This is a genomic window from Bacillus sp. EA-CB0995 (genome assembly GCF_055814245.1).
Map to the genome: position 1 here is coordinate 1,512,806 of NZ_CP169269.1, position 24,212 is coordinate 1,537,017.

Below are 24,212 nucleotides of genomic sequence, written 5' to 3' on the forward strand. Positions count from 1 at the left end.
ACAATAAAAAAAGGGGGATCTATAATGGGACAGCATGTTTTTCCAACATACAGTAGACGAAACATTGAAATTGTGAAAGGTAGCGGCACAAAGGTTACAGATAAACAAGGAAAGCAATATTTAGATTTCACTTCTGGAATTGCGGTATGCAATTTAGGACATTGTCATCCAGCGGTGGTAAATGCTGTGGAAGAACAGTTAAAGACAATATGGCATATTTCAAATTTATTTCCCCATACAGTGCAAGAAGAAGTCGCTGCGCTATTAACGAAAGATCGAGAATTAGACTATGCATTTTTTTGTAATAGCGGAGCCGAAGCGAATGAAGCAGCGCTGAAGTTAGCGCGTAAGCATACAGGGAAATCAGTCGTGATCACGTGTAAACAATCGTTTCACGGACGAACGTTTGGAACAATGAGTGCAACAGGGCAATCTAAAATCCATGATGGATTCGGCCCGCTCCTCCCAAGTTTTCTGCATCTTCCTTTTAATGATATTGCTGCGTTTCAAGAAGCGATGAATGAAGAAGTCGCAGCTGTTATGGTGGAAGTTGTGCAGGGAGAAGGTGGCGTTCTTCCTGCAGATATCACATTTTTACGTGAAATCGAGAAGTTGTGTCATGCACACGATGCACTTTTTATCGTAGATGAAGTGCAGACCGGAATTGGAAGAACAGGGACGTTATTTGCATACGAACAAATGGGGATTTCCCCTGATATTGTCACAGTTGCAAAAGCGCTTGGAAATGGTATTCCAGTTGGAGCGATGCTTGGGAAAAAGGAATTAGGATCTGTTTTTTCCCCTGGGACACATGGTTCGACGTTTGGCGGGAATTTTATCGCGATGACAGCTGCAAAAGAAGTATTACAAATTATTTCACAACCTTCTTTTTTGCAAGAAGTACAAGAAAAGGGAGCATATTTTTTACGAAAATTACAAGAAGAATTACAGGATATGAATTGGATTATTGATATTCGCGGGAAAGGACTTATGATTGGGGTTGTTTGTAAAGGAGAAGTTAGTCCTATGATAACGGCGTTAGAGGAAGAAGGGCTTCTTGTTTTGCAAGCCGGGTCAAATGTGCTGCGTATATTACCGCCACTTATCGTAACAAAAGAAGAAATCGATGAAGCAGTACATATGATAAATCGTGTATGCAAACAAGTATTGATTAAATAGAGGGGGAATTCGTATGAAAACAATGTCTGTACCTAAACTTCAAACAAAGGATATTTTAACATTAGAAGAATTAACGAAAGAAGAAATCATTGCAATTATTGAGTTTGCGATGTATGTAAAAAAAGAAAAAACATTGCCCTTATTAAATGGTAAAATTTTAGGATTAATCTTTGATAAGCATTCTACTCGTACACGTGTATCATTTGAAGCTGGTATGATTCAGCTTGGAGGACACGGTATGTTTTTAAGCGGTAAAGAATTGCAGCTCGGTAGAGGAGAAAGCATTGCAGATACGGCCAAAGTGCTGTCACAATATATTGACGGAATTATGATACGAACATTTTCACATGCGGAAGTAGAAGAATTAGCAAAAGAAGCGACAATTCCAATTATTAATGGATTAACAGATGATCACCATCCATGTCAAGCGCTGGCAGATTTAATGACGATTTATGAAGAAGTGAATACATTCCAAGATATCAAACTTGCTTACGTTGGAGATGGAAATAATGTTTGTCATTCATTGCTGCTTGCAAGTGCAAAAGTGGGAATGAATATTACAGTTGCAACGCCTCCAGGATATGAAGCGGATGAAGAGATTGTAAAACGTGCAATAGAAATTGCAAAGGGAACAGGAGCTAAAATTGAAGTTACGCATAATCCAAAAGAAGCTGTTAAAGAAGCAGATTTTATTTATACAGACGTTTGGATGAGCATGGGCCAAGAAAATAGTAAGGAGAAATATGAATTATTTCAGCCATATCAAGTAAACGAGCAGCTCACTCAGTATGCAAAATCAACTTATCATTTCTTACATTGTTTGCCTGCTCATCGTGAAGAAGAAGTAACCTCAGCAATTATTGATGGGCCACAATCAATTGTATTTCAGCAAGCCGGCAATCGTTTGCATGTACAAAAGGCATTATTAGTCAGTTTATTACAAGAAAAACAACCTTCTTCATAATGGAAGGTTGTTTTTTATTTAAAATGTCTTATTGAGATTTCGCATTTTTTCTTTGTATACTTTATAATAGTAAATAACAGAAAAATAAAAGAGAGATGATTCAGATGCGAGCAACTAAGAAAACGTATTCATTCTTTCAGCGTATTTGGCGAGGAGTGAAGTTAAATTATTATAAATTATTGCGTGCACCAGAAGGTGCGAAAATTGTAGCGAGAGGATTTGCTGTTGGTTTTGGAATAGAAATGTTAGTTATTCATACAGCATCTCTCATATATCTTATTTTTTATCCGCTCGTTCGATTATTGAACGGTTCGTTTCCAGCAGCTGTTATCGGCAATCTTATCGGAAAAGCATCATTTTTACCTGTTATTCTAATTCCGTTCGCGCATGCACTTGGAAAACTTATTTATCCATTTGAAGTAAAAACAATGCCGTATCACCACTATACAATAAAAGACTTTTTTTCAAGTAATGGGCTAACGATGTTAAAAAACCTGTTACAAAACGAATTGTATGTAATAATCGGAATGACAATTATAGGAATTGTATTCGGCATAATTGCTTATTTTGTTATGTACTATTTATACGAAAAAAATCGCAAACTGAGATTGACAAGAAGAAAGAAACAAATAAAAAGGCCCATTACACAAATATAATGAATGCACATCAAATTCCCTTTTTGAATATGCTTCTAAAAAGGGGGAGTTGATGTTTTTTTCTTATTATGCTCCTAGGTACTATCCACATATTGTATATTATCCTGTCCCATATGTAAGACAGATACAACCATCACAAGAAAATAAACCGTATTTAACTACTTGGCCGTATTCCAATGTATATTATGGAAATTATTACGAAACATAAAGCTGCTTCTATCTAGAAGCAGCTTTATATATTTGCTTTCATAATTAAGTTTTGAATTGTTTGTAGCGAATGGGTAAGTTGTTCCCGGTCGCTTGCTGATAACGTTTGTAAATTTTCTTTCAGTTTTTCTAAAAGGAATTGTTTGTATTGGTTTACCAATAATTTCCCTTCAGCTGTAAGAGACATTAAAATAACACGCCGATCTTTTTCGCTATAATGGCGCTCTACAAGTTCTTCTTGAATGAGTTTGTTTAGCAATGGTGTCATATTCGGTCTCGAAATAGCTAGACGTTTTCCGATTTCTGAAACTGCTAATGTATCTCGTTCATGCAATAACAATAACACCTGTGTATGTGATGGTGGCATATGTCGACGAGAAGAGAACTCTCCAGGAAGCATAAACTTGCGATAAAAAAGAGGCACTAACGAAAGAAGATGATCAACGATACGCTCCCACTCACGTGACTCCATATAACAGGCCCCCTTCTATTCTTATTGTAACAAAAAATCACGATGTATAAAAATAGAATTATTTGCTTTTATATTGATTCCGCCCAAACAAGCGGTATGTGTGAGTGGTACAAGATGGAAGCCCGTCTGTAACGGCCCGATTGGTTCAACTAACCATAAGTAGGGAACCCACCTACTTACGGCAATTTCACTTTATCCCGCCCAAACAAGCGGTATGTGTGAGTGGTACAAGATGGAAGCCCGTCTGTAACGGCCCGATTGGTTCAACTAACCGTAAGTAGGAAAACCGCATACTTACGGCAGTTTCACTTTATCCCGCTCAAACAGGCGGTAGTTTGGGATAATTCAAGGTGTAAAACCGCCTGTAAGGGCTCGATTGGTTCAACTAACCGTAAGGAGGAAAATCGCCTACTTACGGAAGTTTCACTTTATATGATAACACTTGCTGTACAAAGGATTCTGCAATTTTTTCATATCCTTTATCATTCGGATGAACTTGGTCGTATAGTAAGTCTTTTTGATCAGTTGGTAATAATTTACGAATCGGTAATACGAGTGAAGGTTGATTTTCTTTTGAAATCGAATATATTGTTTTGTTCCAGCTATCTAAGAAAACATTTGCGTAAGAAGCGATAGGATCTTCGAGTTTTAATGGGTTATAGAGCTCAGATAAAATGATGAGTGCATTCGGATTAGACATACGAATGGTCTTTACGATGTTTTGTAAATCGCGTTCAAAACGATCTTGCTCTTCATTTAATAATTTCATTCCTTCCGTAATACCGACATTTTTGTTTATGTGTAAAATGTTATTCCCACCAATACTAATTGTAATAATGTGGGCATCTTTTATTTTTTGTTTTACTTCTTCTGTTTGTACCATTTGAAGTAAACCATCTGTTGTTAAGCCGTTTACAGCAAGGTTATCGACAGTAATTTGTTTGTGCAATTGCTCTTCTAATTCCTGAGAAGCAATTTGTGTATAGCCACCTTGTGTAGACCCGTAGCCTTTTGCAAGAGAATCACCTAAGACAAGATGATGTAGTGTTGCATCTGTTTGTGAATCAATCCAATGCGGAGCAGTTGCTGTTGGAGATTCCTTTTGAACATTTGTCTCATGATTCTTTTCATAATCCAAAAATATAATGATAAGAAGGAGGAGACAAAGTGCAGATAAAATGATTTTTTTCATCGTTATACCCTCCTTATAAATGGTTATTGTACCATATTCATTAGGAGAAGTAATGGAGTAGGTATTATACCTTCAAAAAAAATTACATTATTTTTACAGAAAATTTGTGGAAGTCTGTCAAAATTCGTTGACGATATAAATTACTGTTCGTTATGATAAATATCAGACGGGTAGATTTATTATTATGTTCTCAAAAGAAGTAAGACAACTAACTTCTTTAAGAATCTGATTGTGTGAAGGGATACACACCTAACATTCTACTTTGTCGCAGGGGATTATTTTATAAGGGGGATTTTTTTGTGAAAAAATCAACAAAAACGTTGGCTGGTGCTGTGCTTGCATTAGGAGTTATTGCTCCGCAAATATGGCCTATACATGTACATGCAGAGGAAGAGGGAAGTACTGTAAAACTAAGAATATTAGAAACATCTGATATTCATGTGAACTTAATGAATTATGATTATTATCAAACAAAAACAGATAATAAAGTAGGATTAGTTCAAACAGCGACTCTTGTTAATCAAGCGAGGGAAGAGTCAAAAAACTCTGTTTTATTTGATGATGGAGACGCGCTGCAAGGAACACCGCTTGGCGATTATGTAGCAAAAGTAAAAGGATTAGAAGGAGATTATGTACATCCATTGTATCGTTTAATGAATATGATGAAATATGACGTCATTTCTCTTGGAAACCATGAATTTAACTACGGTTTAGATTATTTAAAACAAGCGACTAGCAAAACACAGTTTCCTGTAATTAACTCGAATGTATATGATGCAAAAAGTGGTGAAAATTATTTCAAACCGTACCATGTGTTTGAAAAAGAAGTAGAAGATGAAGCTGGTCAAAAACATAAAGTAAAGATTGGCGTAATGGGCTTTGTTCCACCACAAATTATGAGCTGGGATAAAGCGAATTTAGAAGGAAAAGTAATAGCGAAAGATATTGTAGAAACAGCGAAAGAAATGATTCCAAAAATGAAAGCAGAAGGTGCAGATGTTATTGTTGCGTTAGCACACTCTGGCATCGATAAGAATGGATACAATATTGGAATGGAGAATGCTTCTTATTATTTAACGGATATTCCTGGTGTTGATGCGGTATTAACAGGACATTCCCATGCGGTTGTAACCGATACATTTAATGGTGTTCCGGTTGTAATGCCTGGTGCTTTTGGGAGTAACTTAGGAATTATTGATATGGAATTGAAGCAAGTCAATGGAAAATGGGAAGTACAAAAAGATAAATCTGAACCTTCTGTTCGCCCAATTGCAGATAGTAAAGGAAATGCAAAAGTAGAATCAGATCCATCTTTAGTAGCAGCAATAAAGGATGATCATGAAGCGACAATTAAATATGTAAACACACCAGTTGGTGAAACAACAGCACCAATTAATAGTTATTTTGCGCTTGTACAAGATGATCCATCTGTTCAACTTGTAACAAATGCACAAAAGTGGTATACAGAGCAGAAGATGAAGGGCACAAAATTTGAAGGTTTGCCAATTTTATCAGCAGGTGCACCGTTTAAAGCGGGTGGACGTAACGGATCTACATATTATACAGATATTCCAGCTGGAACGCTTGCAATTAAAAACGTTGCGGACTTATACGTATATCCAAATACATTATATGCAGTGAAAATAAATGGCGCTCAGTTGAAAGATTGGTTAGAGATGTCTGCTGGTCAATTTAACCAAATTGATTCAAGTAAAACAGATGAGCAAAAATTAGTGAATATAAATTACCCAACATATAACTTCGATGTGTTAGATGGCGTTAAATATGAAATTGATGTAACACAGCCAGCTAAGTTTGACAAAGATGGAAAAGTTGTAAATGAAGCTGCAAATCGTATTGTGAACTTAATGTATGATGGAAAACCGGTAACTGACAATCAAGAGTTTGTTGTAGCAACGAATAATTACCGTGGTAGCAGTCAAACATTCCCAGGTGTAAGTAAAGGAGATGTGATTTTGCAATCTCCTGATGAAACGCGTCAAATTATTGTAGAATATATGAAACAAATGAAAACAATTAACCCGACAGCAGATAAAAACTGGACGTTTAAACCAATTGCTGGTGAGAAATTGAATATAACATTTGATTCTTCACAGAACGCCCAAAAATATATAGAAAAAGACGGGAATATTTCTTATGTTAGTCCATCAGAAAATGAATTTGCGAAATATGCGATTGATTTAACGAAAAAGAATGAATCAACTGGTGGAGATAACGAGACTAATCAACCAACGACGCCACCGGATAATAATAACGGTGAAGATCAACCGAAAACACCAGAAGATAATAATAACGGGGAAGAGACGCCGACAACTGCAGATTCAGTTCAAGATCAACCGCAAACAGATAATAGCTTGCCGAAAACAGGGGCGAATGTGTTTACGACATTAGCAGCAGGACTTGCATGTATTGGTGCAGGTGCGCTAGTGCTATTTAGAAGAAAGAAATTAAATAAATAATAAAGAAAAGTCCACTGCTATGCAGCGGACTTTTCTTTATGTTCTTTATCCCATGAAAGGCCAAAGCCTGTGAATCCCACGAGTAAAGTGATAATTGGGCAAAGTAAGCAGAAAACTGTGTATGGAAGGTAGCTCACCGTGGGTACGTTTAGGACACTTGTGAGAAACACACCACTAACTCCCCATGGTACAAGTGGATTAATAACTGTACCTGCATCTTCTAATACACGTGATAGATTGCGGCGTTTTAATCCCATCTCATCGTATTTTTCTGCAAATGCTTGACCTGGTAAGATGATTGATAAGTATTGTTCGCCAAGTAAAAAGTTAACACCGATTGCAGTAATTGCTGTAGAGAAGATTAAACGTCCGCTCGTTTTGACAAAGCTTGAAATTGCTGCCATAAGTTGCTTAATAATTCCCATTTCTTGTAGCAATCCTCCCATGCCAAGAGAAAGGAAAATAAGGGCAACAGACATTAACATACTTTGTAATCCGCCGCGTGTTAATAAACTATCAATATCTTTTACACCTGTATGCGATACATATCCGTTTTGCATAATATTAATTAAATTTGTAAGAGATGTATTTGGAGTAAAAATAAATAGAATGATAATACCTGAGATAATACCAGCAAGTAAAGTTGGAACTGCTGGAACTTTTTTATAGCTAATACAAATAGCACAAGAACTGGAAGTAAGGTAATTACGGAAATCGTTGCATGTTCTTGTAATGTTTCTGTGAAAGATCCAAACTGAAGTTTTCCAGAAGCGTCTTTCCCAAGAATGAAGAAAATAATGAGTGAAATAATAAATGCTGGTACAGTCGTCCAAAGCATATTTCGAATATGGTCAAACATGTCTACTTTTGAGACAGCTGGTGCTAAGTTTGTTGTATCAGAAAGAGGTGACATTTTGTCTCCAAAGAAGGATCCGGAAATAACAGCACCAGCAACTAAAGCAGCATCGTAACCAAGGGCACTTCCCATCCCCATGAAAGCAATTCCAACTGTTGCAGCTGTTGTAAAGGCACTGCCAATACTAGTGCCGATAATAGAACATACGATAAAGACCGTTGGTAAGAAAATTTTCGGTGAAACAATTTGAAAACCGTACACCATTAATGTTGGAATTGTCCCTGCAGCAATCCAAACGCTAATTAATACACCGACAAGTAAAAAGATAAAAATAGATGGCAGACCAGCTGAAATTCCATTTCTCATTCCTGTTTCCATAACAGACCATGGAATTTTTTTGCGAATCCAAACGCTAATAATATGACAATCCCAAATAAAATAGGAATATGAGGCATAACTTGTAATTGAATGACGCTAAAGCCGATACAGAAAAAGATAAGAGCTGTTAGTATAATAGATGCTCGTTTTGAAATCATGATAATAAATCCTCCCTAGATGTTATGTTTTACTATGATTTGAAAAAATACGCCAATATCGAATAATTCCCCCGGCCGTTGAAAATCGCATACTACTTCTCTCCTTTTTTAAAAATAAAAAACGCCCCTGCAATATATGCAGGGACGAAAATAATCGCGGTACCACCCTAGCTTGTGAAATGTACGTATGACAATTAAAGGTATACACCGATCGATCAAAATAAAAAACGCCCCTGCAGTATATGCAGGGACGAAAACATCGCGGTACCACCCTAAATTGTGAAACAAAAAACATTTCACCACTTTGCAGAAATAACGGTCTGTAACCGTCTTTCACTACTCCAACTGTTTCGTAAAAGAAGCTTAAGGGGTAATTCATACTCCGTTCTGTACTGATTCGCACCAACCATCAGCTCTCTGAAAGCATGAAACGAAATACTACTAAATCCTATCATTGCCGATTCATATCGTGTTAGTAAATTTTTATCATAAATAAGAGAAGCATGTCAATAGTTATTTTTGAATTCATACGATAGAAATAATATAAAGAAAATTAACGCAAGTCATATTATTGTTCGTTATAATGAATATGAAAGGAGGAGAAAACATGAAGATGAAAATTATAATTGTTTCTATGGTGTTCACAGTCGTCGGCGGTGCTGGAATTTATACAGCGTTTGCGGCATCTCCTAATTTAATAAAGACAAGTGCTGAAAAACCACAAGAAACGGTACAACAAAGTAAAGAAGAAAAGAACGTAGGTGAAGAAGAGAAAATACAGAAAACAGCCAATAAATTAGGAGTTTTTACAGAAGGGAAAACAAAAGAACAGATCCAAAAAGAAATAGATGTAGTGCGTTATGAAAAGCGACAAGAGCTTCTTCGAGAGCATGCAAAAGAGCTCGGAATTGAAATAGAAGGCAAAACAGATGAACAATTGATTCAGGAGATTGGTAAAATTCAGCACGGTAAATAGGACGACTTATCATAGGATAAGTCGTTCTTTTTTAAGAATAATATAGCATTGAAAAAGAATTGACAGTGTTTGTTCTATAATGTTAACCTTAAATAAAAATAAGTTAACATTAGAGGTGACAATCGTGACTGTAAGAAGTATTGATCAAACTTTTACATATGAGGAACTAGCTCAAAAAAATAAAGACTATGTGTGGCATCCATTTACCCAAATGAAAGATTTCTTGGAGGATGATCCAGTCATTATTGAAAGAGGAGAAGGAAGAAAATTATACGATGTGAATGGAAAAGGATATTGGGACGGTGTATCATCCATTTGGCTTAATGTTCACGGCCACCATGTACAAGAGCTGGATGATGCTATTCGTGAGCAACTAAATAAAATAGCGCACTCTACATTGCTAGGTATTGCGAATGTGCCAAGTATTTTGTTAGCCGAAAAAATTATTGAAATTGTACCAAATGGACTGAAGAAAGTTTTTATTCTGACTCTGGTGCCACATCGGTTGAGATTGCAATTAAAATGGCATTTCAATATTGGCAGCATAAAGGAAAACCTGAAAAGAAAAAGTTTATTACGATGAAAGAAGCGTATCATGGTGACACAATTGGAGCGGTATCTGTTGGAGCTATTGATATGTTTCACCAAGTGTATAGTACGCTTCTATTTGATACGTTAAAAGTACCATATCCGTATACATATCGTTCTCCTTATGGGGAAAATCACCAAGTTATTGTGAAAAAACATTTAGAAGAAATGGAAGAGATGTTGCGACAAAATCACGAAGAAGTAGCAGCTGTTATTGTAGAGCCTCTTGTACAAGGAGCGAGCGGCATTATTACAATGCCAGAGGGCTATTTAAAAGGATTGCGAGAACTTTGTACAGCTTATAATGTTCTTCTTATTACAGATGAAGTAGCCACAGGATTTGGCAGAACGGGTAAAATGTTTGCATGTGAACATGAGGGCGTTACTCCGGATATTTTAACGGCTGGAAAAGGGTTAACAGGAGGATATTTACCAGTTGCAATTACAGTAACAACCGATGAAATTTATAATGCTTTTTTAGGTGACTATGAGGAGCAAAAAACATTTTTCCATGGTCATAGTTATACAGGGAATCCATTAGGTTGTGCAGTAGCACTTGCGAATTTGAAATTATTTGAAACTACAAACCTTATAGAAGCTGTTGCTCATAAAGCGGAATATATTGCAAAACGGTTAGAAGTTTTTCATGAATTTAAACATGTGGGAGATATTCGTCAGCGTGGTTTTATGATTGGTCTTGAGCTCGTAGAAAACAAAGAAACGAAAGAAGGGTATTCTTGGCGGGAACAAATGGGTGTGAAGGTTTGTAGAAGAGCACGTGATTTAGGTATGATTCTTCGTCCATTAGGAAATGTTGTTGTATTTATGCCGCCGCTCGCTTCTACAATAGAAGAACTTGATGATATGATTACGATTTTACATCAAGCAATTCAAGAAGTAACGGAGGGATAATGATGAGAGGTTTCTTTGTGACAGCAACTGATACTGAAGTAGGCAAAACGGTTGTAACAGGTGCATTAGCAGGTGTACTTCGTCAGCGTGGTCATAATATCGGTGTGTATAAACCACTGCAAAGCGGTCATCTTTCCTCTCATCCAGAAGGTGATGCTGCCCGCTTGAAAGCAGCGGCAAGTGTGATGACATCATGCGAAGAGATTTGTCCTTATTCAGTTGAAGAACCGCTTGCACCGCGTTTAGCTATGAAACGGGCAGGAAGACAAGTACTATTATCAGATATTACAAAGCATTACAAAGAATTATCAAAACAATTTGATTCTTTGTTTGTAGAAGGTGCTGGTGGGCTTGTAGTTCCTTACACAGAAGATGCGCTCGTTGTCGATTTTGCGAAACAGTTACAATTACCGTTACTTATTGTAGCACGTCCAACACTTGGTACAGTGAATCATACTGTTTTAACTATTTCTTATGCAAAAGCACAAGGACTATCAGTCGCAGGTGTCATTTTTTCTGGGTGCCAACAATATGAAAAAGAGAGAGTGCTAGAAAATAAAAAAATGATTGAAGAGTTAAGTGACGTACCGGTTATTGGATTATTACCAGCGCTTCGTGAAGGATTTACACGAAATGAACTATTACAAGCAGCAGAAGAGAGCATTGCTATCTCAAAATTAGAGGAGTTTTTGCGTCATGAATCCAGTGTGGGAAGCACATTTTCAGTCTAAATTAACGAGTCTTACAGAAACATCACAGCACCGAACATTATTCGTGACGGAACATGCAGAAAAAACGTGGCTCGTTCGAAATGGAAAGAGGCTGCTAAATCTAGCCTCAAATAATTACTTAGGATTAGCTGGAGATGGACGGTTAAAAGAAGCTGCAATGGAAGCAACAAAAAGGTATGGGACAGGAGCAACAGCATCCCGTTTTGTTGTAGGTAACTATCCGTTATATGAAGAAATTGAACAACGTATATGCGCATGGAAAGAAACTGAAAAAGCACTAATTGTGAATAGCGGTTACACAGCAAATGTTGGAGCGATTTCTTCACTTGTAGGCCGGCATGACATTGTGTTTAGCGATAAGCTCAATCATGCAAGTATCGTAGATGGCATCGTATTAAGCGGTGCAGAGCATAAGCGCTATCGTCATAATGATATGGAACATTTAGAGAGATTGCTGAAATCTGCTCCAGCAGAAAAACGAAAGCTGATCGTCACAGATACTATTTTTAGCATGGATGGAGATAGGGCTCATCTAGAGGATCTAGTAATGCTGAAAGAAAAGTACGGAGCGCTTCTTATGGTTGATGAGGCGCATGCTGGCGGAGTTTACGGCAAGAATGGAGCAGGCCTTGCTCATAAGCATCCAGAATTGGCAAAGTGTGTAGATATTCATATGGGTACGTTTAGTAAAGCGCTAGGTTGTTATGGTGCTTACATTACCGGACGAGCTGTTTGTATTGATTATATGATCAATACTATGCGCAGTTTAATTTTTACAACTGCTTTACCTCCAGGAATGCTTGGAGCAATCGGGGAAGCAATTGAAATTGTAAGCAAAAATGAAGTGTATCGTCAAAGGTTAATAGAAAATGGCCAATATTTCCGCACCACTCTGCAAGAAGCTGGTTTTCAGATTGGAGAAAGCACCACGCATATTGTTCCTGTTATTGTGGGTTCTAATGAAGCAGTGCTTCGTTTTAGTATGAAATTGCAAGAGGCAGGAATAGCGGCAATTGCCATTCGTCCCCCTACTGTTCCACAGCATAGTTCACGCATTCGGTTTGCTGTAACAGCACAGCATGCGAATGATGATTTACAGTGGGCAGCCCAGCGGATTGTACAAATTGGAAAGGAGGAAGGGGTGATTTCATGAAGCAATTTAGCCTTGTGCTTATTCCTGGATGGGGCATGGAGGAACAAATTTGGGAGTCGTTTCTTCCATATGTACATGATGTTCCAGTACACGTTGTTCATTGGCGGAATGTTGAAGATCAACAGGATTTTGAACGACGAATCATAGAGGTAGCTAAAGATAAAGAAGTGATTTTAATTGGCTGGTCACTTGGTGCATTGGCAACCCTTCAAGTTTATAATTCATTGCAAACGAAAGGGATCGTTTTATTAGGAGGAACAGCGAAATTTACAATGGACTCTGATTATGTACATGGATGGAAAGGGTCTTTTGTCGAAAGACTGAAACGAAGTCTTCTCAAACAAAAAGATGCTACGTTGAAAAAATTTTATGTAAGCATGTTTTCAAAGACGGAGCAGGAAATGGGAGAGGAGCAGGCATTTCTAAAAATAGCTGAGGAGTTTCAAGGTGATTCGATTGACTCTTTGCAATGTGGACTTGATTACTTAATAAAAACAGATGCCAGAGAACAGCTGCAGCAAATAGATGTTCCGTTATTACTTCTTCATGGAAAAGCTGATGCCATTTGTCCTCCTTCTGCAGCGCAGTATATACGCGAAAAAACAAATGCATCGCTAACGATTATAGAGGAAGCTGGACATGCACTTTGTTTTACACATGCAGAACGATGTGCTAAAGAAATTCTACAGTTTGTAAAGGAGATACAACAAAATGATCAACAAGCCGTTGTTACAAAAACGATTTAATCAAGCTGCTGTATCTTATGATCAATATGCAAATGTACAAAAAAAGATGGCAGACCAGCTGCTTGTTTATATGAAAGAACATTACGATGCAGCGGCGCAAATCCGTATTTTAGAGCTTGGATGCGGCACAGGTTATGTAACAGAGAGACTAGCGACATCTTTTCCAAATGCGACGATTACAGCTGTGGATTTTGCAGAAAGTATGATTGCGAAAGCAAAAACGCAGCGCAATATGGAGTCTGTTACATTTCGATGTGAAGACATTGAACATATTAAACTTTATGAACAATATGATGTGATGATATCCAATGCAACGTTTCAATGGCTAAACGATTTATCGGCTACGTTAGCGAATTTATATAATCATTTACATGAAGATGGTGTGCTACTATTTTCGACGTTTGGAAATAAAACATTTCATGAGCTTCATACATCATTTCAGCGTGCAAAAACAACGTGTGCAATAGCTGATGCAACAACTGTTGGCCAAATTTTTTAACAGGACTACAGTTGCAAGAGTTATGTAAAAGAATAACGGGGGATATACATGTTGCTGAAACGTGTTACATAGAAACATTTGCTACAGTTCGTGAGTTTTTACAATCCATTCGTAAAGTTGGGGCTACGAACAGTAATGAAGAATCCTATTGCCAAAGTCCTTCTATCTTTCGTAATATGCTTCGCATATATGAACGAGATTTTATGGAAGATGGAAGAATTGCAGCAACATATCATGCTTTATTTTCTTATATGAAAAAAGAGGGAAGAGAATAAATGAAACATGTACAAACGAAAACAAATTGGAAGCAAATCGCATCTGAGGTAGTGCAAGGAAGAGCTGTAACGAAAGAAGAAGCGCTGAACATTCTGCAAGCAAATGATGAAGAAATTTTAGAAATTATGAATGCTGCGTATGTGATTCGTCATCATTATTTTGGAAAAAAGTAAAACTAAATATGATTATTAATACGAAATCTGGTCTATGCCCGGAGGATTGTGGGTATTGTTCCCAATCAATCGTATCAGAGGCTCCCATTGATAAGTATGCTTGGTTAACGCAAGAGAAGATTGTAGAAGGTGCACATGAAGCGATTCGACGCAAGGCAGGTACATATTGTATTGTTGCTTCCGGCCGCCGTCCAACTAATAAAGAAGTAGAACATGTCATTGGAGCGGTAAAAGAAATCCGTGATACGACTGATTTGAAGATTTGCTGTTGTTTAGGATTTTTAAATGAAGATCAAGCGCAGCGTCTTGCAGAAGCTGGTGTGCATCGTTACAATCATAATTTAAATACGCATGTAGATAATTATGAGAGTATTTGCTCAACTCATACGTACGACGATCGTGTTGATACAGTTGAAAAAGCGAAGCATGCGGGTATATCACCATGTTCGGGTGCTATTTTCGGAATGGGAGAAACGAAGGAGCAACGTGTAGAAATTGCATTTGAATTAAAACGCATAGATGCGGATTCTATCCCATGTAATTTCCTTGTTGCTGTAAATGGAACACCGTTAGAAGGGCAAAAGAATTAACACCAGTAGAGTGCTTAAAAGTATTAGCAATGATGCGCTTTGTGAATCCGTCAAAAGAAATTCGGATTTCTGGCGGACGTGAAATTAATTTACGCTCTGTTCAGCCACTTGGTTTATTTGCTGCAAACTCAATCTTTGTTGGTGATTATTTAACGACAGATGGCCAAGAGCCAACAGCAGACTGGGGAATGATTGAAGATTTAGGATTTGAAATTGAGGAATGTGCGTTGTAATAAAGTGAAACTTCCATCAGTAGGGGGTTTTTCATCCCCCACCTATCTTCCTTGTTTCTCTTTGAATCTTGAGGTGGGGTCTTACTGCCCGTTAATGCGGGATAAAGTTACATGGATTGTAGTTGCGAGAAATCAATAAAGATTAGGGAAGAAAGCTCTTGATATAGGAGCTTTCTTTTTTGTAAATAAAATGTAATAAAACGTATATAACCCCTGTGGTCATTCAACTTGTAAGGCGATGAACATGATATGCAGCCGAATTTCCCGCTCCGCAATTGTACATAGTAAGAGAGATATCAACAACGGTTTGGAGAGATTTGTATGCATAAATATATATTAGCAATTATGAGCTTTCTTATTTTGTTAAAAGCAATTAGTGCAGACCCAGTGAAAGCAATTGAAAATCCTGAACAGAAAGATATGCAAGCGAGAATTGAGCAGCATTTTCGGCATCAAGCTGAGTATTTTGGAATTGAAACAGAAGGAAAAGATTTAAAAGAAGTGGGCAGAGAGCTTCATATTGCACAAGAGGAACAGAGAAAAGAAAAAATGAGAAAGCAAAAAGAGGCCGAAGCCTCTTTTGGTTGTTTGCTCGAAACCTAACCAGCCATAAGAGCCCGATTGGTTCAACTAACCTCTTGTGAGGAAAAGCACCTCACAAAAGGAAGTTTCACTTTATCCCGCTCAAACGGCTGGTAAGGAGTAAGAGCAGGAAGAAAATCTAACCAGCCATAAGAGCCCGATTGGTTCAACTAACCTCTTGTGAGGAAAAGCACCTCACAAGAGGAAGTTTCACTTTATCCCGCTCAAACGGCTGGTAAGGAGTAAGAGCAGGAAGAAAATCTAACCAGCCATAAGAGCCCGATTGGTTCAACTAACCTCTTGTGAGGAAAAGCACCTCACAAGAGGAAGTTTCACTTTATGCCCATTGGCGGGATAGGTTTGCCATTTCAATGGCTGCGACAGCAGATTCCCAGCCTTTATTTCCAGCTTTTGTACCAGCACGTTCAATTGCCTGTTCAATTGTTTCTGTTGTTAATACGCCGAAGATAACAGGGATTTCTGTTTGTAATGAAAGAGAAGCCACACCTTTTGCAACTTCATTACAAACATAATCATAATGCGTTGTTGCACCGCGGATTACTGTTCCAAGTGTAATAACTGCATCGTATTTTCCGCTGTTTGCCATTTTCTTCGCGATTAATGGAATTTCAAATGCACCAGGAACCCAAGCGACATCAATGTTATTTTCTTCTACTCCGTGACGCTTTAAACCGTCTAATGCACCGCCTAATAGTTTGCTTGTAATAAATTCGTTAAAACGACCAACGACAATACCTACTTTTAATCCTGTACCAACTAAATGACCTTCGAATACCATAATGTATCTCTCCCTTAATTTATTATAAATTTAATAAGTGACCTAATTTTGTTGATTTCGTTTGTAAATATGCCTTATTTTCTTCTTTTGCCGGCATTTGCAACGGTACGCGTTCGACAACTTCTAGATCATAACCTTGTAAGCCTGCAATTTTACGTGGGTTATTTGTTAAGAGACGAAGTTGTTGTAATCCTAAATCTTTTAAAATTTGTGCACCAATACCATAATCGCGAAGGTCAGCTGCAAAGCCAAGCTTTTCATTTGCTTCTACAGTATCGTAACCTTCTTCTTGCAGCTTATATGCTCGTAATTTATTAAGCAGTCCAATGCCGCGTCCTTCTTGACGCATGTATAGAAGAATTCCTTTTCCTTCTCGTTCAATTTGAGTGAGAGCGGCATGAAGCTGTGGACCGCAGTCGCAGCGGCAAGACCCAAATACATCGCCAGTTAAACATTCAGAATGGACGCGTACAAGAGTTGGTTCACCTGTGGAAATATCACCTTTTATAAGAGCAATATGTTCTTTATCGTCAAGAGAATTGGAATAGCCAATTGCTTGGAATGTACCAAATTCCGTTGGTAAAGTAATTTCCACTTCGCGTTGTACTAACGTTTCATGATGACGGCGATATGCAATTAAGTCCTCAATTGTAATCATTTTGAGATTAAATTGCTTTGCGATTTCTAATAAATCAGGTACTCGTGCCATCGTGCCATCTTCATTTATAATTTCACAAATGACGCCTGCTGGTTCTGCACCGCATAATGTTGCTAAATCTACAGCAGCCTCTGTATGCCCGGCGCGGCGGAGAACACCACCTGCTTTTGCGATTAAAGGAAAAATATGTCCAGGACGCTTAAAATCACTTGCTTTCGCCTTTGGGTTTAATAATTCCCGTACGGTTGTCGCACGTTCATGAGCACTAATACCAGTTGTTGTTGAAATGTGATCAATGCTAACTGTAAAGGCAGTGCCGTGAGAGTCTGTATTATTTGAAACCATTGGCTTTAGTTCCAAACGATTGGCATATTCTTCTGTAATCGGAACACATACAAGACCGCGCCCGTGTGTAATCATGAAATTGATTGTTTCCGGTGTAATGTACTCACCTAAGGCAATAAAATCCCCTTCGTTTTCTCTATGTTCATCATCACATACGATGACAACTTTTCCTTGCTTTAAATCTTCTAGCGCTTCTTCAATACGATGAAACATTTCATTTCCTCCCTTATAGGAATCCGTTGTCTTGTAAAAAGCTTTCTGTAAGCGAGCTTTTTTAGGTGCTGCCTGCGTAATAAAACGTTCAATATATTTTCCAATCATATCGCACTCAATATTCACGATATCGCCGGCAGTTTTCTTCCCGATTACTGACTGACTTAATGTGTGTGGAATGAGGGAGATTGTGATGGAAGATTCATCAACACCAAAAATCGTAAGACTCGTACCATCAATGGCAACGGATCCTTTTTGTAAACAATAACGAAGTAGTTCATTGGGTAATTGTATTTTGTAATATACGGCATTATAGCTCCGTTTTTTATCAATAATTGTTCCAATACCGTCAATGTGCCCTGTAACGAAATGTCCACCAAAGCGACCATTTGCACCCATGGCTTGCTCTAAATTTACCTCTGAACCGCGGCTAAGAGTTTGCAGCGAAGTTGCTCGCATCGTCTCCGGCATAACATCAACGGTAAAAGAGTGTGTTGTAAAAGAAGTGACAGTTAAACATATCCCGTTTACAGCAATGCTGTCGCCTAAGTTTACATCCGACAAAATAGTTTGTGCGGAAATTGTAAGTTGCATTGCTTCGCCGGTTTGTTGCATGTTAGCAATTGTTCCAAGTTCCTCAACAATTCCTGTGAACATAAGGCACCTCTTTTCTTGGTGTGGCAACGACTTTTATGTCATCGCTGATTTGTTCCATCGATTGAATGTGCAAGGTAAGTGCATCTTGCAGTTTTGTGAAACCATTTCCGCCAAACCATGTTGGAGCATCTTTACCACCAATTAGTTTTGGACTAATATACGTAATCAGTTCCTGAAAGCATTTCGCTTCTAAGAAACTCGCATGAATAGTTTGTCCGCCTTCGACAAAGAGAGAAAGAATATTTTTTTCTCCAAGAAGATCAAGCATTTCACTTATTTCAATGTTACTTGTCTTCATTTGCAATACGGACACCATATCAGATTGAAATTTTGCAATTTTTTCTTTTGAAACGCTATTTCCAACAACAATCCATGTTGGCACCTCTCCATCTGTAATCACATGGGATGAAAGTGGAGTTCGTAAATGCGTATCAAGTACGATGCGAATCGGATTTTTTCCGCCATTTACAAGGCGCGTTGTTAAATGCGGATTATCAGCAATTATTGTATTTACACCAACAAGAATGGCATCGTGTGTATGACGATAACGATGTACATCAGCCCGCGATGCTTCACCTGTAATCCATTTACTTTCTCCTGTACGAGTAGCGATTTTTCCATCTAGACTCATTGCTGTTTTTAAGGTTACAAATGGACGCTTTGTTTTCATGTAGTGAAAAAAGTAACGATTTAATTCTTTTGCTTCCTTTTCGAGTACACCAATTGTTACGTCAATTCCAGCCTCTTGTAAACGCTTGACACCTTGACCTGAAACAAGCGGATTACTATCGAGCACTGCAATGACTACTCGGCTTACGTTCTTTTTTATAAGTAAATCACAGCAAGGTGGGGTTCTTCCATGATGACTGCATGGTTCTAACGTTACATATACTGTTGCACCATGGGCGTTTTCACCCGCCATGTGTAGAGCGTGAACTTCAGCGTGTTCAGTTCCAGCTCGTAAATGAGCTCCTACTCCAATGATATTTCCATCTTTTACAACAACAGCACCGACCATTGGATTAGGACTTGTTTGACCAGCTGTATTTTTTGCTAATTGCAAAGCAAGTGCCATATATTCTTGATCTGTCATAAACTCACCTCTCTTAAAAAATCAAAAAACCCCAAGGACATAATCCTTGGGGTGAGAGAGACGATGTTTCTAGAAATATAAGAAGGATACGAGAGTATGCTTAAGAAACCTAGCAATTATTGATATGTTTGCGTAGAAAAGAAGCCTAGCAAATATCGATTTTTTCACATGCTAGTGTTATCCCGTTATTTCAGCAGCGAACCAAATGGTATACGAAAGAAAACAAGTGTATGTTTAAAAATAAACAATACAAATGCACATGCTGAAATAAACGTTGTATCCTATTATACGTACTAGAAAACATATCCTTCTCCCATCCAGACTATACTGTCGGTTCTAGATTCTCACTAGATCCACCGTTTTCAACTTGAAAGCGGGTCACGGACTTAGAAGTGTGAACTTCATCACCGCCGGTTGGGAATTTCACCCGACCCCGAAGAATGCTGTTTGCTCACATTATAGCACAGAAAAGAAAAAAGGCCATAAAAAAATATTTAAATGTGAAGAATTGCATGAAAATAAAGGAGAAGCTAAAGCTGCATTAGCGGCAGGATTAATTTGCTATACTAGTGTAGCAAAGGTTTTATATCGTGTTTAAAACGAGGTGAGAGTATGAAAAAATATATTGCTGTAGGAATAGGCGGTATTATTGGAGCTTTGGCTCGCTATGGAGTAGGCCAATTGCTTGAACCAACATCTTCTGCTGGTTTTCCATTAGCAACATGGTTAATCAATATGAGTGGTAGCTTTTTATTAGCATTCTTAACGATGTCTGTTTTTCGGATGAAACAAGTTTCACCGCTTATGATAAGTGCTGTTGGTACAGGAATAATTGGTGCGTTTACAACATTTTCAACGTTTAGTGTGGAAACACTGAAGCTACTACAGCATGAAGCATTCACAATGGCATTTTTATATGTGGGCGCAAGTATGATAGGGGGATTACTTTTAGCTTTTAGTGGATTTTATGCTGGGAATATGCTGTATGAACGCAGGTTGAGGAAGAAGGAAACATATGAGTATTCTACTTGTCAGTATCGGGGGCTTCTTCGGTGCAATTACACGTTTTTTTATTAGTACTGTAGCGAAAGAAAAGTACGGAAATGCTTTTCCATATGGAACATTTTTTATAAATATAATCGGCTCATTTTTACTTGGTATGTTAAATGGTGCTGAAGTAGCTAAAATGTGGATATTGTTATGTGGTACAGGATTTATGGGAGCATTTACGACGTTTTCAACATATCAACTAGAAATGATACAACTTATACATACACGAGAAGGGAAAAAGGCATTACTATATTTTGTTATAAGTTATGGAATAGGTATTGGCAGTGCTTTTGTTGGATTTTATATTGGGAGCATGTAAAAATACGCGCACATTTTCTTGTGCGCGTGTTTTTTATTCTTTTGGTGCACGTACAACAGATTCAAATTTTCCTTTATGTGAACCATCGCAATACGGCATATTTTGGGATAATCCACAACGGCATAGAGAAAATGCCGGTTTAGCTGGAAATACATTCCCTTCAGCATCGATTAGTTCCACATCCCCTGTAATACGGAACGAACCATTATTATTTACTTTAATTTGTACTTTCTCCATTGTTACACCTCCTTACCAAACGCTTATGTCTATCATATACTTACTAGAATTACTTGACAATGTTTAGAAACAATGCTTTTTGTGAGAAAATAGAAATGATATAATAAGTTATATACTGAAAAGATATTAAGGTGAATATAAACATGAACAAACAATTACGTACATTACAAAACATTGCAAAAGAGCGAACGTGGGTATCGTTTTTAAACGATAATCATCCATACAGCTTACTTCATTGGTCGATTGCTGGTGTGCAGCAAGAAGTGAAGGATGTATGGTTATTACAAGATGAAGTCACATTTCAAACAACAGAGTTCCTATCACTTGATGAAGCGGTAAAATGGATTTCTGAAAATATGGATCAAGTTACAGACGTATTGGCGTAACATAAGCTTGCTATTAGTAGGTACTTGATATAATAAGACTTCTGTTGTTGGTTGAGATAGGAAAAAGGCTAATTCATTAAGGGATGAATTAGCCTTTTTGTATAATTTCACAGGTTTTATCCCGCTATTCGTGGGCAGTAATACCTTCACCTCAAGATTCAGAGAAGAGCGAAGAAGATAGGTGGGGGATAACTGCCCGTAAAAGCTCGATTGGTTCAACTAACCATCAGTGGGGGATGAAGCCCCTACTGATGGAAGTTTCACTGTATTTCATATGTATAAAAACGTACAATGTGTACATCATACAATCGATAGAAACAGCAAAAGAAGGTGGAAGTTGTTGCGGAAACGATTGAGTATAATAAGTATCATCATGTGTTTTTGTATTGCCGGATGTAATAGAGAGGAACAGGTTAATAAATCAAGTGTCAAAGGGGTTTTATCCGCCGATCAAATCGAATTTGATATTAAAAATATAAGCCGTGTAGCGCATTATGATGTGTGGACTGCGAAACAAAACCACACACTTCTTGTTATAAACTTTTCTTTAGAAAACAATAGAAACAAAAGTATTGTTGTTAAACCTGCTCAGTTTAATGTTATTTCAATGACTGGAAAAATATACGGGGCCGTTCAAACGAAAAGGAATCCAAGTACATTGCATGATAGAAGGCTAAAATCATACGATTCATTGCAAACGAGCATTATATTTGAAATGCCTAAAGAAGAGGTGGAATCTGAATTGTTGTTTGCTCCTGATTTTGCTAAAGATGAACCGATTGTTCTTTCGCTAAAATAAAATGGAACTTCCATCAGTGTGAGTTTTTTATTCTTCACTGATGGAAAGCTCTCACTGCCCAAAAGTAGCGAAACAAAAAACAGGCTTATGCAAGCCTGTTTTTTGTTTCGTTTACGTATGTTGTTAAAAATTGATCAATTGCTGTTTCATATGCTTCTTTATTTTCTGCATAAGAACAAGCGTGAGCGCCTTTTTCTGCAATAAAGAGTTCTTTTGCGCCTTCTTTTGCTTCATGCAATGCTTGTGTCATTTTACATAAAATGTATTCATCGTCTTTACTGTGGATGAACAATACAGGATTTTTAATGTTTTTCACACAATCAATAGGAGAAACTTCCTGAATTGTATAACCATCACGCACTTTTAAAAATGCATTAGCGAGTGGTAAAAGAGGCCATTTTGGTAGATGAAACTCAGCCTTTAAACGGTAATGAAGCTGTTCGTAAAAATCAGAGAATGGACAGTCGGCAATGTAAAAATCAGCACCGTCCTCGACCATACCTGCATATTGTAATAATGTTGCTGCTCCCATGGATTCACCATGAATACCAAGTGTAATATTTGAACCGAATCGTTGTTTGAGCCAATCCACTACCGTCTTTAGATCGTGTTTCTCGTAATAGCCGTAACTTGTTGTTTTGCCTCCTGTTTGGCCGTGGCGGCGATGATCATAAATAAACACGTTGAATCCTCTGTTTAAAAATAAATTCGCATATTTTACTGAGTTCATTTTGTTAACGGTTACGCCGTGGCAAAAAATCATGAACTTATTTGAATTGTTAACAGGAATATAGTAACCATGAATGTTATAACCAAATTGAGAAGAGAGGTATACTTCTTCTTTCTGTAGAGCTTCGAAATCCTCCAAGCGAAAATGCTGTTTTGTTTCACGTTCTAAAATTTCTTCTTCTGTTTTTTTCTTTAAATACATGACTGCATTCGTGAAGAAAATACCAATCCCAATAAGAGTACCCAATATCGTTAGTAATGCTGTCCAAAACGCTTTCATACTCCATCCTCCAAGCTACAATACATATGATACAATTATATTGTATCATAACAATCTGTAAAGGTGAGAGAAGTGAGTATGATGAGAGTTCAAAATATAACAGCAGAGATGCGAGAAGAAATTGGTCAATTTATGCAAGAAAATTGGGGCAGTACTGTAATGGGTTCAAGAGGACATATCCATCAATTAGATCGATTACCAGGGTTTCTTGCAGTGGAAAATAACGAAATAATAGGAATTATCACATATTATTTCGTTGATAAAAATTGTGAAATTGTATCACTTGATAGTTTCAAAGAAAAAAGAGGGATTGGTACACAGCTTGTAGAGTGTGTAATAGATGCGGCAAAGAAACAATTTTGTGAAAAAATTTGGCTTATCACGACAAATGATAATGTAAATGCGATGCGATTTTACCAGAAACGAGGATTTACTATGACAAATCTATACATAGATGCTGTACAAGAAGCTCGTAAGTTGAAACGAGAAATTCCGATTATTGGATATGAGGGAATTCCAATCTTACATGAAATTGCGTTTGAAAAAAAATATGTCAAATTAAAAGTTAGATAAGCTAAAATATATGCTCTTATTTTATAAATAGGAAGTTTTTTTATTATAGGAATTTATTAGGAGGAAATGAATG

The 24,212-nt window shown here is 37.5% G+C and carries 24 protein-coding genes, 4 pseudogenes, 1 riboswitch and 1 other annotated feature; of the genes and pseudogenes, 17 read left to right on the forward strand and 11 right to left on the reverse strand.

What is annotated here, in order from left to right; genetic code table 11:
* The first annotated feature begins 24 nt into the window (after positions 1-24).
* The 3 genes from ACEWFJ_RS07950 to ACEWFJ_RS07960 all read left to right on the forward strand — a co-directional run bounded on the left by ACEWFJ_RS07950 (position 25) and on the right by ACEWFJ_RS07960 (position 2,799).
* Positions 25-1,179: an acetylornithine transaminase gene (locus ACEWFJ_RS07950; protein WP_473692390.1), complete on the forward strand. Its 1,155-nt coding sequence runs from the start codon at positions 25-27 to the stop codon at positions 1,177-1,179.
* 13 nt (positions 1,180-1,192) lie between these two features.
* A complete protein-coding gene (gene argF, locus ACEWFJ_RS07955) occupies positions 1,193-2,143 on the forward strand; it encodes an ornithine carbamoyltransferase (RefSeq protein ID WP_473691441.1) in 951 nt (316 codons plus the stop codon).
* 104 nt (positions 2,144-2,247) lie between these two features.
* On the forward strand, positions 2,248-2,799 hold the full coding sequence (locus tag ACEWFJ_RS07960; protein ID WP_473691443.1) for a DUF2062 domain-containing protein: 552 nt from the start codon (positions 2,248-2,250) through the stop codon (positions 2,797-2,799).
* 232 nt (positions 2,800-3,031) lie between these two features.
* Here the strand turns inward: ACEWFJ_RS07960 and ACEWFJ_RS07965 are convergent, their stop codons facing one another.
* Positions 3,032-3,478, reverse strand: coding sequence for a MarR family winged helix-turn-helix transcriptional regulator (locus ACEWFJ_RS07965; RefSeq protein ID WP_098310635.1), 447 nt, complete (start codon positions 3,476-3,478; stop codon positions 3,032-3,034).
* 412 nt (positions 3,479-3,890) lie between these two features.
* Positions 3,891-4,670 carry a GDSL-type esterase/lipase family protein gene (locus ACEWFJ_RS07970; RefSeq protein ID WP_098310636.1) on the reverse strand — a complete coding sequence of 260 codons (780 nt, stop codon included), beginning with the start codon at positions 4,668-4,670 and terminating at the stop codon, positions 3,891-3,893.
* A 299-nt stretch (positions 4,671-4,969) separates the two neighbouring features.
* On the opposite strand from ACEWFJ_RS07970, the gene ACEWFJ_RS07975 reads away from it, so the two are divergent.
* Positions 4,970-7,150: a bifunctional 2',3'-cyclic-nucleotide 2'-phosphodiesterase/3'-nucleotidase gene (locus ACEWFJ_RS07975; RefSeq protein ID WP_473691445.1), complete on the forward strand. Its 2,181-nt coding sequence runs from the start codon at positions 4,970-4,972 to the stop codon at positions 7,148-7,150.
* Positions 7,151-7,167: 17 nt separating this feature from the next.
* On the opposite strand, the gene ACEWFJ_RS07980 is transcribed toward ACEWFJ_RS07975, so the two are convergent.
* From ACEWFJ_RS07980 to ACEWFJ_RS07990, 3 genes are read right to left on the reverse strand one after another with little or no spacing between them, the layout of a single operon-like run.
* A complete protein-coding gene (locus ACEWFJ_RS07980; protein ID WP_473691447.1) occupies positions 7,168-7,710 on the reverse strand; it encodes a Na+/H+ antiporter NhaC family protein in 543 nt (180 codons plus the stop codon).
* An 8-nt stretch (positions 7,711-7,718) separates the two neighbouring features.
* Complete coding sequence (locus ACEWFJ_RS07985) at positions 7,719-8,372, reverse strand: Na+/H+ antiporter NhaC family protein (RefSeq protein WP_473691449.1); 654 nt, start codon at positions 8,370-8,372, stop codon at positions 7,719-7,721.
* On the reverse strand, positions 8,369-8,542 hold the full coding sequence (locus ACEWFJ_RS07990; RefSeq protein ID WP_473691451.1) for a hypothetical protein: 174 nt from the start codon (positions 8,540-8,542) through the stop codon (positions 8,369-8,371). The genes ACEWFJ_RS07985 and ACEWFJ_RS07990 overlap by 4 nt, the downstream gene beginning before the upstream one ends.
* 243 nt (positions 8,543-8,785) lie before the next feature.
* Positions 8,786-9,006, reverse strand: a binding site (T-box leader).
* A gap of 119 nt (positions 9,007-9,125) precedes the next feature.
* Here ACEWFJ_RS07990 and ACEWFJ_RS07995 point away from each other — a divergent pair.
* From ACEWFJ_RS07995 to ACEWFJ_RS08030, 8 genes and pseudogenes are all read left to right on the forward strand, one after another.
* Positions 9,126-9,518, forward strand: a complete 393-nt coding sequence (locus ACEWFJ_RS07995; protein ID WP_473692392.1) for a hypothetical protein — start codon at positions 9,126-9,128, stop codon at positions 9,516-9,518.
* Positions 9,519-9,597: 79 nt separating this feature from the next.
* Positions 9,598-11,018, forward strand: a pseudogene (gene bioA, locus ACEWFJ_RS08000) (adenosylmethionine--8-amino-7-oxononanoate transaminase).
* Between the two features lie 2 nt (positions 11,019-11,020).
* Positions 11,021-11,749, forward strand: coding sequence for a dethiobiotin synthase (gene bioD / locus ACEWFJ_RS08005; RefSeq protein ID WP_098310641.1), 729 nt, complete (start codon positions 11,021-11,023; stop codon positions 11,747-11,749).
* The gene (gene bioF / locus ACEWFJ_RS08010) at positions 11,715-12,902 is read left to right on the forward strand and encodes an 8-amino-7-oxononanoate synthase (protein ID WP_473691453.1); all 1,188 of its coding nucleotides are present in this window, start codon (positions 11,715-11,717) and stop codon (positions 12,900-12,902) included. The genes bioD and bioF overlap by 35 nt, the downstream gene beginning before the upstream one ends.
* On the forward strand, positions 12,899-13,648 hold the full coding sequence (locus tag ACEWFJ_RS08015; RefSeq protein WP_473691455.1) for an alpha/beta fold hydrolase: 750 nt from the start codon (positions 12,899-12,901) through the stop codon (positions 13,646-13,648). Before bioF ends, ACEWFJ_RS08015 begins: the two co-directional genes overlap by 4 nt.
* Positions 13,614-14,422 (forward strand): annotated as a pseudogene (bioC, locus tag ACEWFJ_RS08020) (malonyl-ACP O-methyltransferase BioC). The gene ACEWFJ_RS08015 and the pseudogene bioC overlap by 35 nt, the downstream one beginning before the upstream one ends.
* Positions 14,423-15,419, forward strand: a pseudogene (bioB, locus tag ACEWFJ_RS08025) (biotin synthase BioB).
* Between the two features lie 321 nt (positions 15,420-15,740).
* Complete coding sequence (locus ACEWFJ_RS08030) at positions 15,741-16,022, forward strand: hypothetical protein (RefSeq protein ID WP_429708786.1); 282 nt, start codon at positions 15,741-15,743, stop codon at positions 16,020-16,022.
* Between the two features lie 316 nt (positions 16,023-16,338).
* Here ACEWFJ_RS08030 and ribH read toward each other — a convergent pair whose 3' ends face one another.
* The 4 genes and pseudogenes from ribH to ribD form a co-directional block, all read right to left on the reverse strand.
* Positions 16,339-16,800: a 6,7-dimethyl-8-ribityllumazine synthase gene (gene ribH, locus ACEWFJ_RS08035; RefSeq protein WP_020059455.1), complete on the reverse strand. Its 462-nt coding sequence runs from the start codon at positions 16,798-16,800 to the stop codon at positions 16,339-16,341.
* Between the two features lie 22 nt (positions 16,801-16,822).
* Positions 16,823-18,016 carry a bifunctional 3,4-dihydroxy-2-butanone-4-phosphate synthase/GTP cyclohydrolase II gene (locus tag ACEWFJ_RS08040; protein WP_473692394.1) on the reverse strand — a complete coding sequence of 398 codons (1,194 nt, stop codon included), beginning with the start codon at positions 18,014-18,016 and terminating at the stop codon, positions 16,823-16,825.
* A gap of 126 nt (positions 18,017-18,142) precedes the next feature.
* Positions 18,143-18,673: pseudogene (ribE, locus tag ACEWFJ_RS08045) on the reverse strand (riboflavin synthase); the annotation flags it as partial.
* Positions 18,654-19,766, reverse strand: coding sequence for a bifunctional diaminohydroxyphosphoribosylaminopyrimidine deaminase/5-amino-6-(5-phosphoribosylamino)uracil reductase RibD (gene ribD, locus ACEWFJ_RS08050; RefSeq protein WP_473691457.1), 1,113 nt, complete (start codon positions 19,764-19,766; stop codon positions 18,654-18,656). The gene ribD and the pseudogene ribE, both read right to left, overlap by 20 nt.
* Positions 19,767-20,067: 301 nt before the next feature.
* Positions 20,068-20,211: riboswitch (FMN riboswitch) on the reverse strand.
* Positions 20,212-20,378: 167 nt separating this feature from the next.
* Between ribD and crcB (ACEWFJ_RS08055) the strand changes: the two genes are divergently transcribed.
* Complete coding sequence (gene crcB / locus ACEWFJ_RS08055) at positions 20,379-20,843, forward strand: fluoride efflux transporter CrcB (protein ID WP_473691459.1); 465 nt, start codon at positions 20,379-20,381, stop codon at positions 20,841-20,843.
* Positions 20,782-21,135 carry a fluoride efflux transporter CrcB gene (gene crcB / locus ACEWFJ_RS08060; protein ID WP_473691462.1) on the forward strand — a complete coding sequence of 118 codons (354 nt, stop codon included), beginning with the start codon at positions 20,782-20,784 and terminating at the stop codon, positions 21,133-21,135. Before crcB (ACEWFJ_RS08055) ends, crcB (ACEWFJ_RS08060) begins: the two co-directional genes overlap by 62 nt.
* A gap of 33 nt (positions 21,136-21,168) precedes the next feature.
* Here crcB (ACEWFJ_RS08060) and ACEWFJ_RS08065 read toward each other — a convergent pair whose 3' ends face one another.
* Complete coding sequence (locus ACEWFJ_RS08065; RefSeq protein ID WP_098310653.1) at positions 21,169-21,372, reverse strand: CDGSH iron-sulfur domain-containing protein; 204 nt, start codon at positions 21,370-21,372, stop codon at positions 21,169-21,171.
* A 143-nt stretch (positions 21,373-21,515) separates the two neighbouring features.
* Here ACEWFJ_RS08065 and ACEWFJ_RS08070 point away from each other — a divergent pair, with 143 nt between their 5' ends.
* Positions 21,516-21,758 (forward strand): DUF2552 family protein, encoded by a 243-nt coding sequence (locus tag ACEWFJ_RS08070; protein ID WP_377883702.1) that lies wholly within the window; start codon positions 21,516-21,518, stop codon positions 21,756-21,758.
* Between the two features lie 340 nt (positions 21,759-22,098).
* Positions 22,099-22,557 (forward strand): DUF4352 domain-containing protein, encoded by a 459-nt coding sequence (locus ACEWFJ_RS08075; RefSeq protein WP_473691465.1) that lies wholly within the window; start codon positions 22,099-22,101, stop codon positions 22,555-22,557.
* An 85-nt stretch (positions 22,558-22,642) separates the two neighbouring features.
* Here ACEWFJ_RS08075 and ACEWFJ_RS08080 read toward each other — a convergent pair whose 3' ends face one another.
* The gene (locus ACEWFJ_RS08080; RefSeq protein ID WP_473691467.1) at positions 22,643-23,566 is read right to left on the reverse strand and encodes an alpha/beta hydrolase; all 924 of its coding nucleotides are present in this window, start codon (positions 23,564-23,566) and stop codon (positions 22,643-22,645) included.
* 78 nt (positions 23,567-23,644) lie between these two features.
* On the opposite strand from ACEWFJ_RS08080, the gene ACEWFJ_RS08085 reads away from it, so the two are divergent.
* Complete coding sequence (locus ACEWFJ_RS08085; protein ID WP_473691469.1) at positions 23,645-24,139, forward strand: GNAT family N-acetyltransferase; 495 nt, start codon at positions 23,645-23,647, stop codon at positions 24,137-24,139.
* The last annotated feature ends 73 nt before the right edge of the window (positions 24,140-24,212 follow it).

Bases quoted from the DNA above. Each gene is read 5' to 3' on its own strand.
- ACEWFJ_RS07950 (WP_473692390.1), top strand. From the start codon at position 25: ATGGGACAGCATGTTTTTCCAACATACAGTAGACGAAACATTGAAATT.
- argF (WP_473691441.1), top strand. From the start codon at position 1,193: ATGAAAACAATGTCTGTACCTAAACTTCAAACAAAGGATATTTTAACA.
- ACEWFJ_RS07960 (WP_473691443.1), top strand. From the start codon at position 2,248: ATGCGAGCAACTAAGAAAACGTATTCATTCTTTCAGCGTATTTGGCGA.
- ACEWFJ_RS07965 (WP_098310635.1), bottom strand. From the start codon at position 3,478: ATGGAGTCACGTGAGTGGGAGCGTATCGTTGATCATCTTCTTTCGTTA.
- ACEWFJ_RS07970 (WP_098310636.1), bottom strand. From the start codon at position 4,670: ATGAAAAAAATCATTTTATCTGCACTTTGTCTCCTCCTTCTTATCATT.
- ACEWFJ_RS07980 (WP_473691447.1), bottom strand. From the start codon at position 7,710: ATGCAAAACGGATATGTATCGCATACAGGTGTAAAAGATATTGATAGT.
- ACEWFJ_RS07985 (WP_473691449.1), bottom strand. From the start codon at position 8,372: ATGAGAAATGGAATTTCAGCTGGTCTGCCATCTATTTTTATCTTTTTA.
- ACEWFJ_RS07990 (WP_473691451.1), bottom strand. From the start codon at position 8,542: ATGATTTCAAAACGAGCATCTATTATACTAACAGCTCTTATCTTTTTC.
- ACEWFJ_RS07995 (WP_473692392.1), top strand. From the start codon at position 9,126: ATGAATATGAAAGGAGGAGAAAACATGAAGATGAAAATTATAATTGTT.
- bioD (WP_098310641.1), top strand. From the start codon at position 11,021: ATGAGAGGTTTCTTTGTGACAGCAACTGATACTGAAGTAGGCAAAACG.
- bioF (WP_473691453.1), top strand. From the start codon at position 11,715: ATGAATCCAGTGTGGGAAGCACATTTTCAGTCTAAATTAACGAGTCTT.
- ACEWFJ_RS08015 (WP_473691455.1), top strand. From the start codon at position 12,899: ATGAAGCAATTTAGCCTTGTGCTTATTCCTGGATGGGGCATGGAGGAA.
- ACEWFJ_RS08030 (WP_429708786.1), top strand. From the start codon at position 15,741: ATGCATAAATATATATTAGCAATTATGAGCTTTCTTATTTTGTTAAAA.
- ribH (WP_020059455.1), bottom strand. From the start codon at position 16,800: ATGGTATTCGAAGGTCATTTAGTTGGTACAGGATTAAAAGTAGGTATT.
- ACEWFJ_RS08040 (WP_473692394.1), bottom strand. From the start codon at position 18,016: ATGTTTCATCGTATTGAAGAAGCGCTAGAAGATTTAAAGCAAGGAAAA.
- ribD (WP_473691457.1), bottom strand. From the start codon at position 19,766: ATGACAGATCAAGAATATATGGCACTTGCTTTGCAATTAGCAAAAAAT.
- crcB (WP_473691459.1), top strand. From the start codon at position 20,379: ATGAAAAAATATATTGCTGTAGGAATAGGCGGTATTATTGGAGCTTTG.
- crcB (WP_473691462.1), top strand. From the start codon at position 20,782: ATGAGTATTCTACTTGTCAGTATCGGGGGCTTCTTCGGTGCAATTACA.
- ACEWFJ_RS08065 (WP_098310653.1), bottom strand. From the start codon at position 21,372: ATGGAGAAAGTACAAATTAAAGTAAATAATAATGGTTCGTTCCGTATT.
- ACEWFJ_RS08070 (WP_377883702.1), top strand. From the start codon at position 21,516: ATGAACAAACAATTACGTACATTACAAAACATTGCAAAAGAGCGAACG.
- ACEWFJ_RS08080 (WP_473691467.1), bottom strand. From the start codon at position 23,566: ATGAAAGCGTTTTGGACAGCATTACTAACGATATTGGGTACTCTTATT.
- ACEWFJ_RS08085 (WP_473691469.1), top strand. From the start codon at position 23,645: ATGATGAGAGTTCAAAATATAACAGCAGAGATGCGAGAAGAAATTGGT.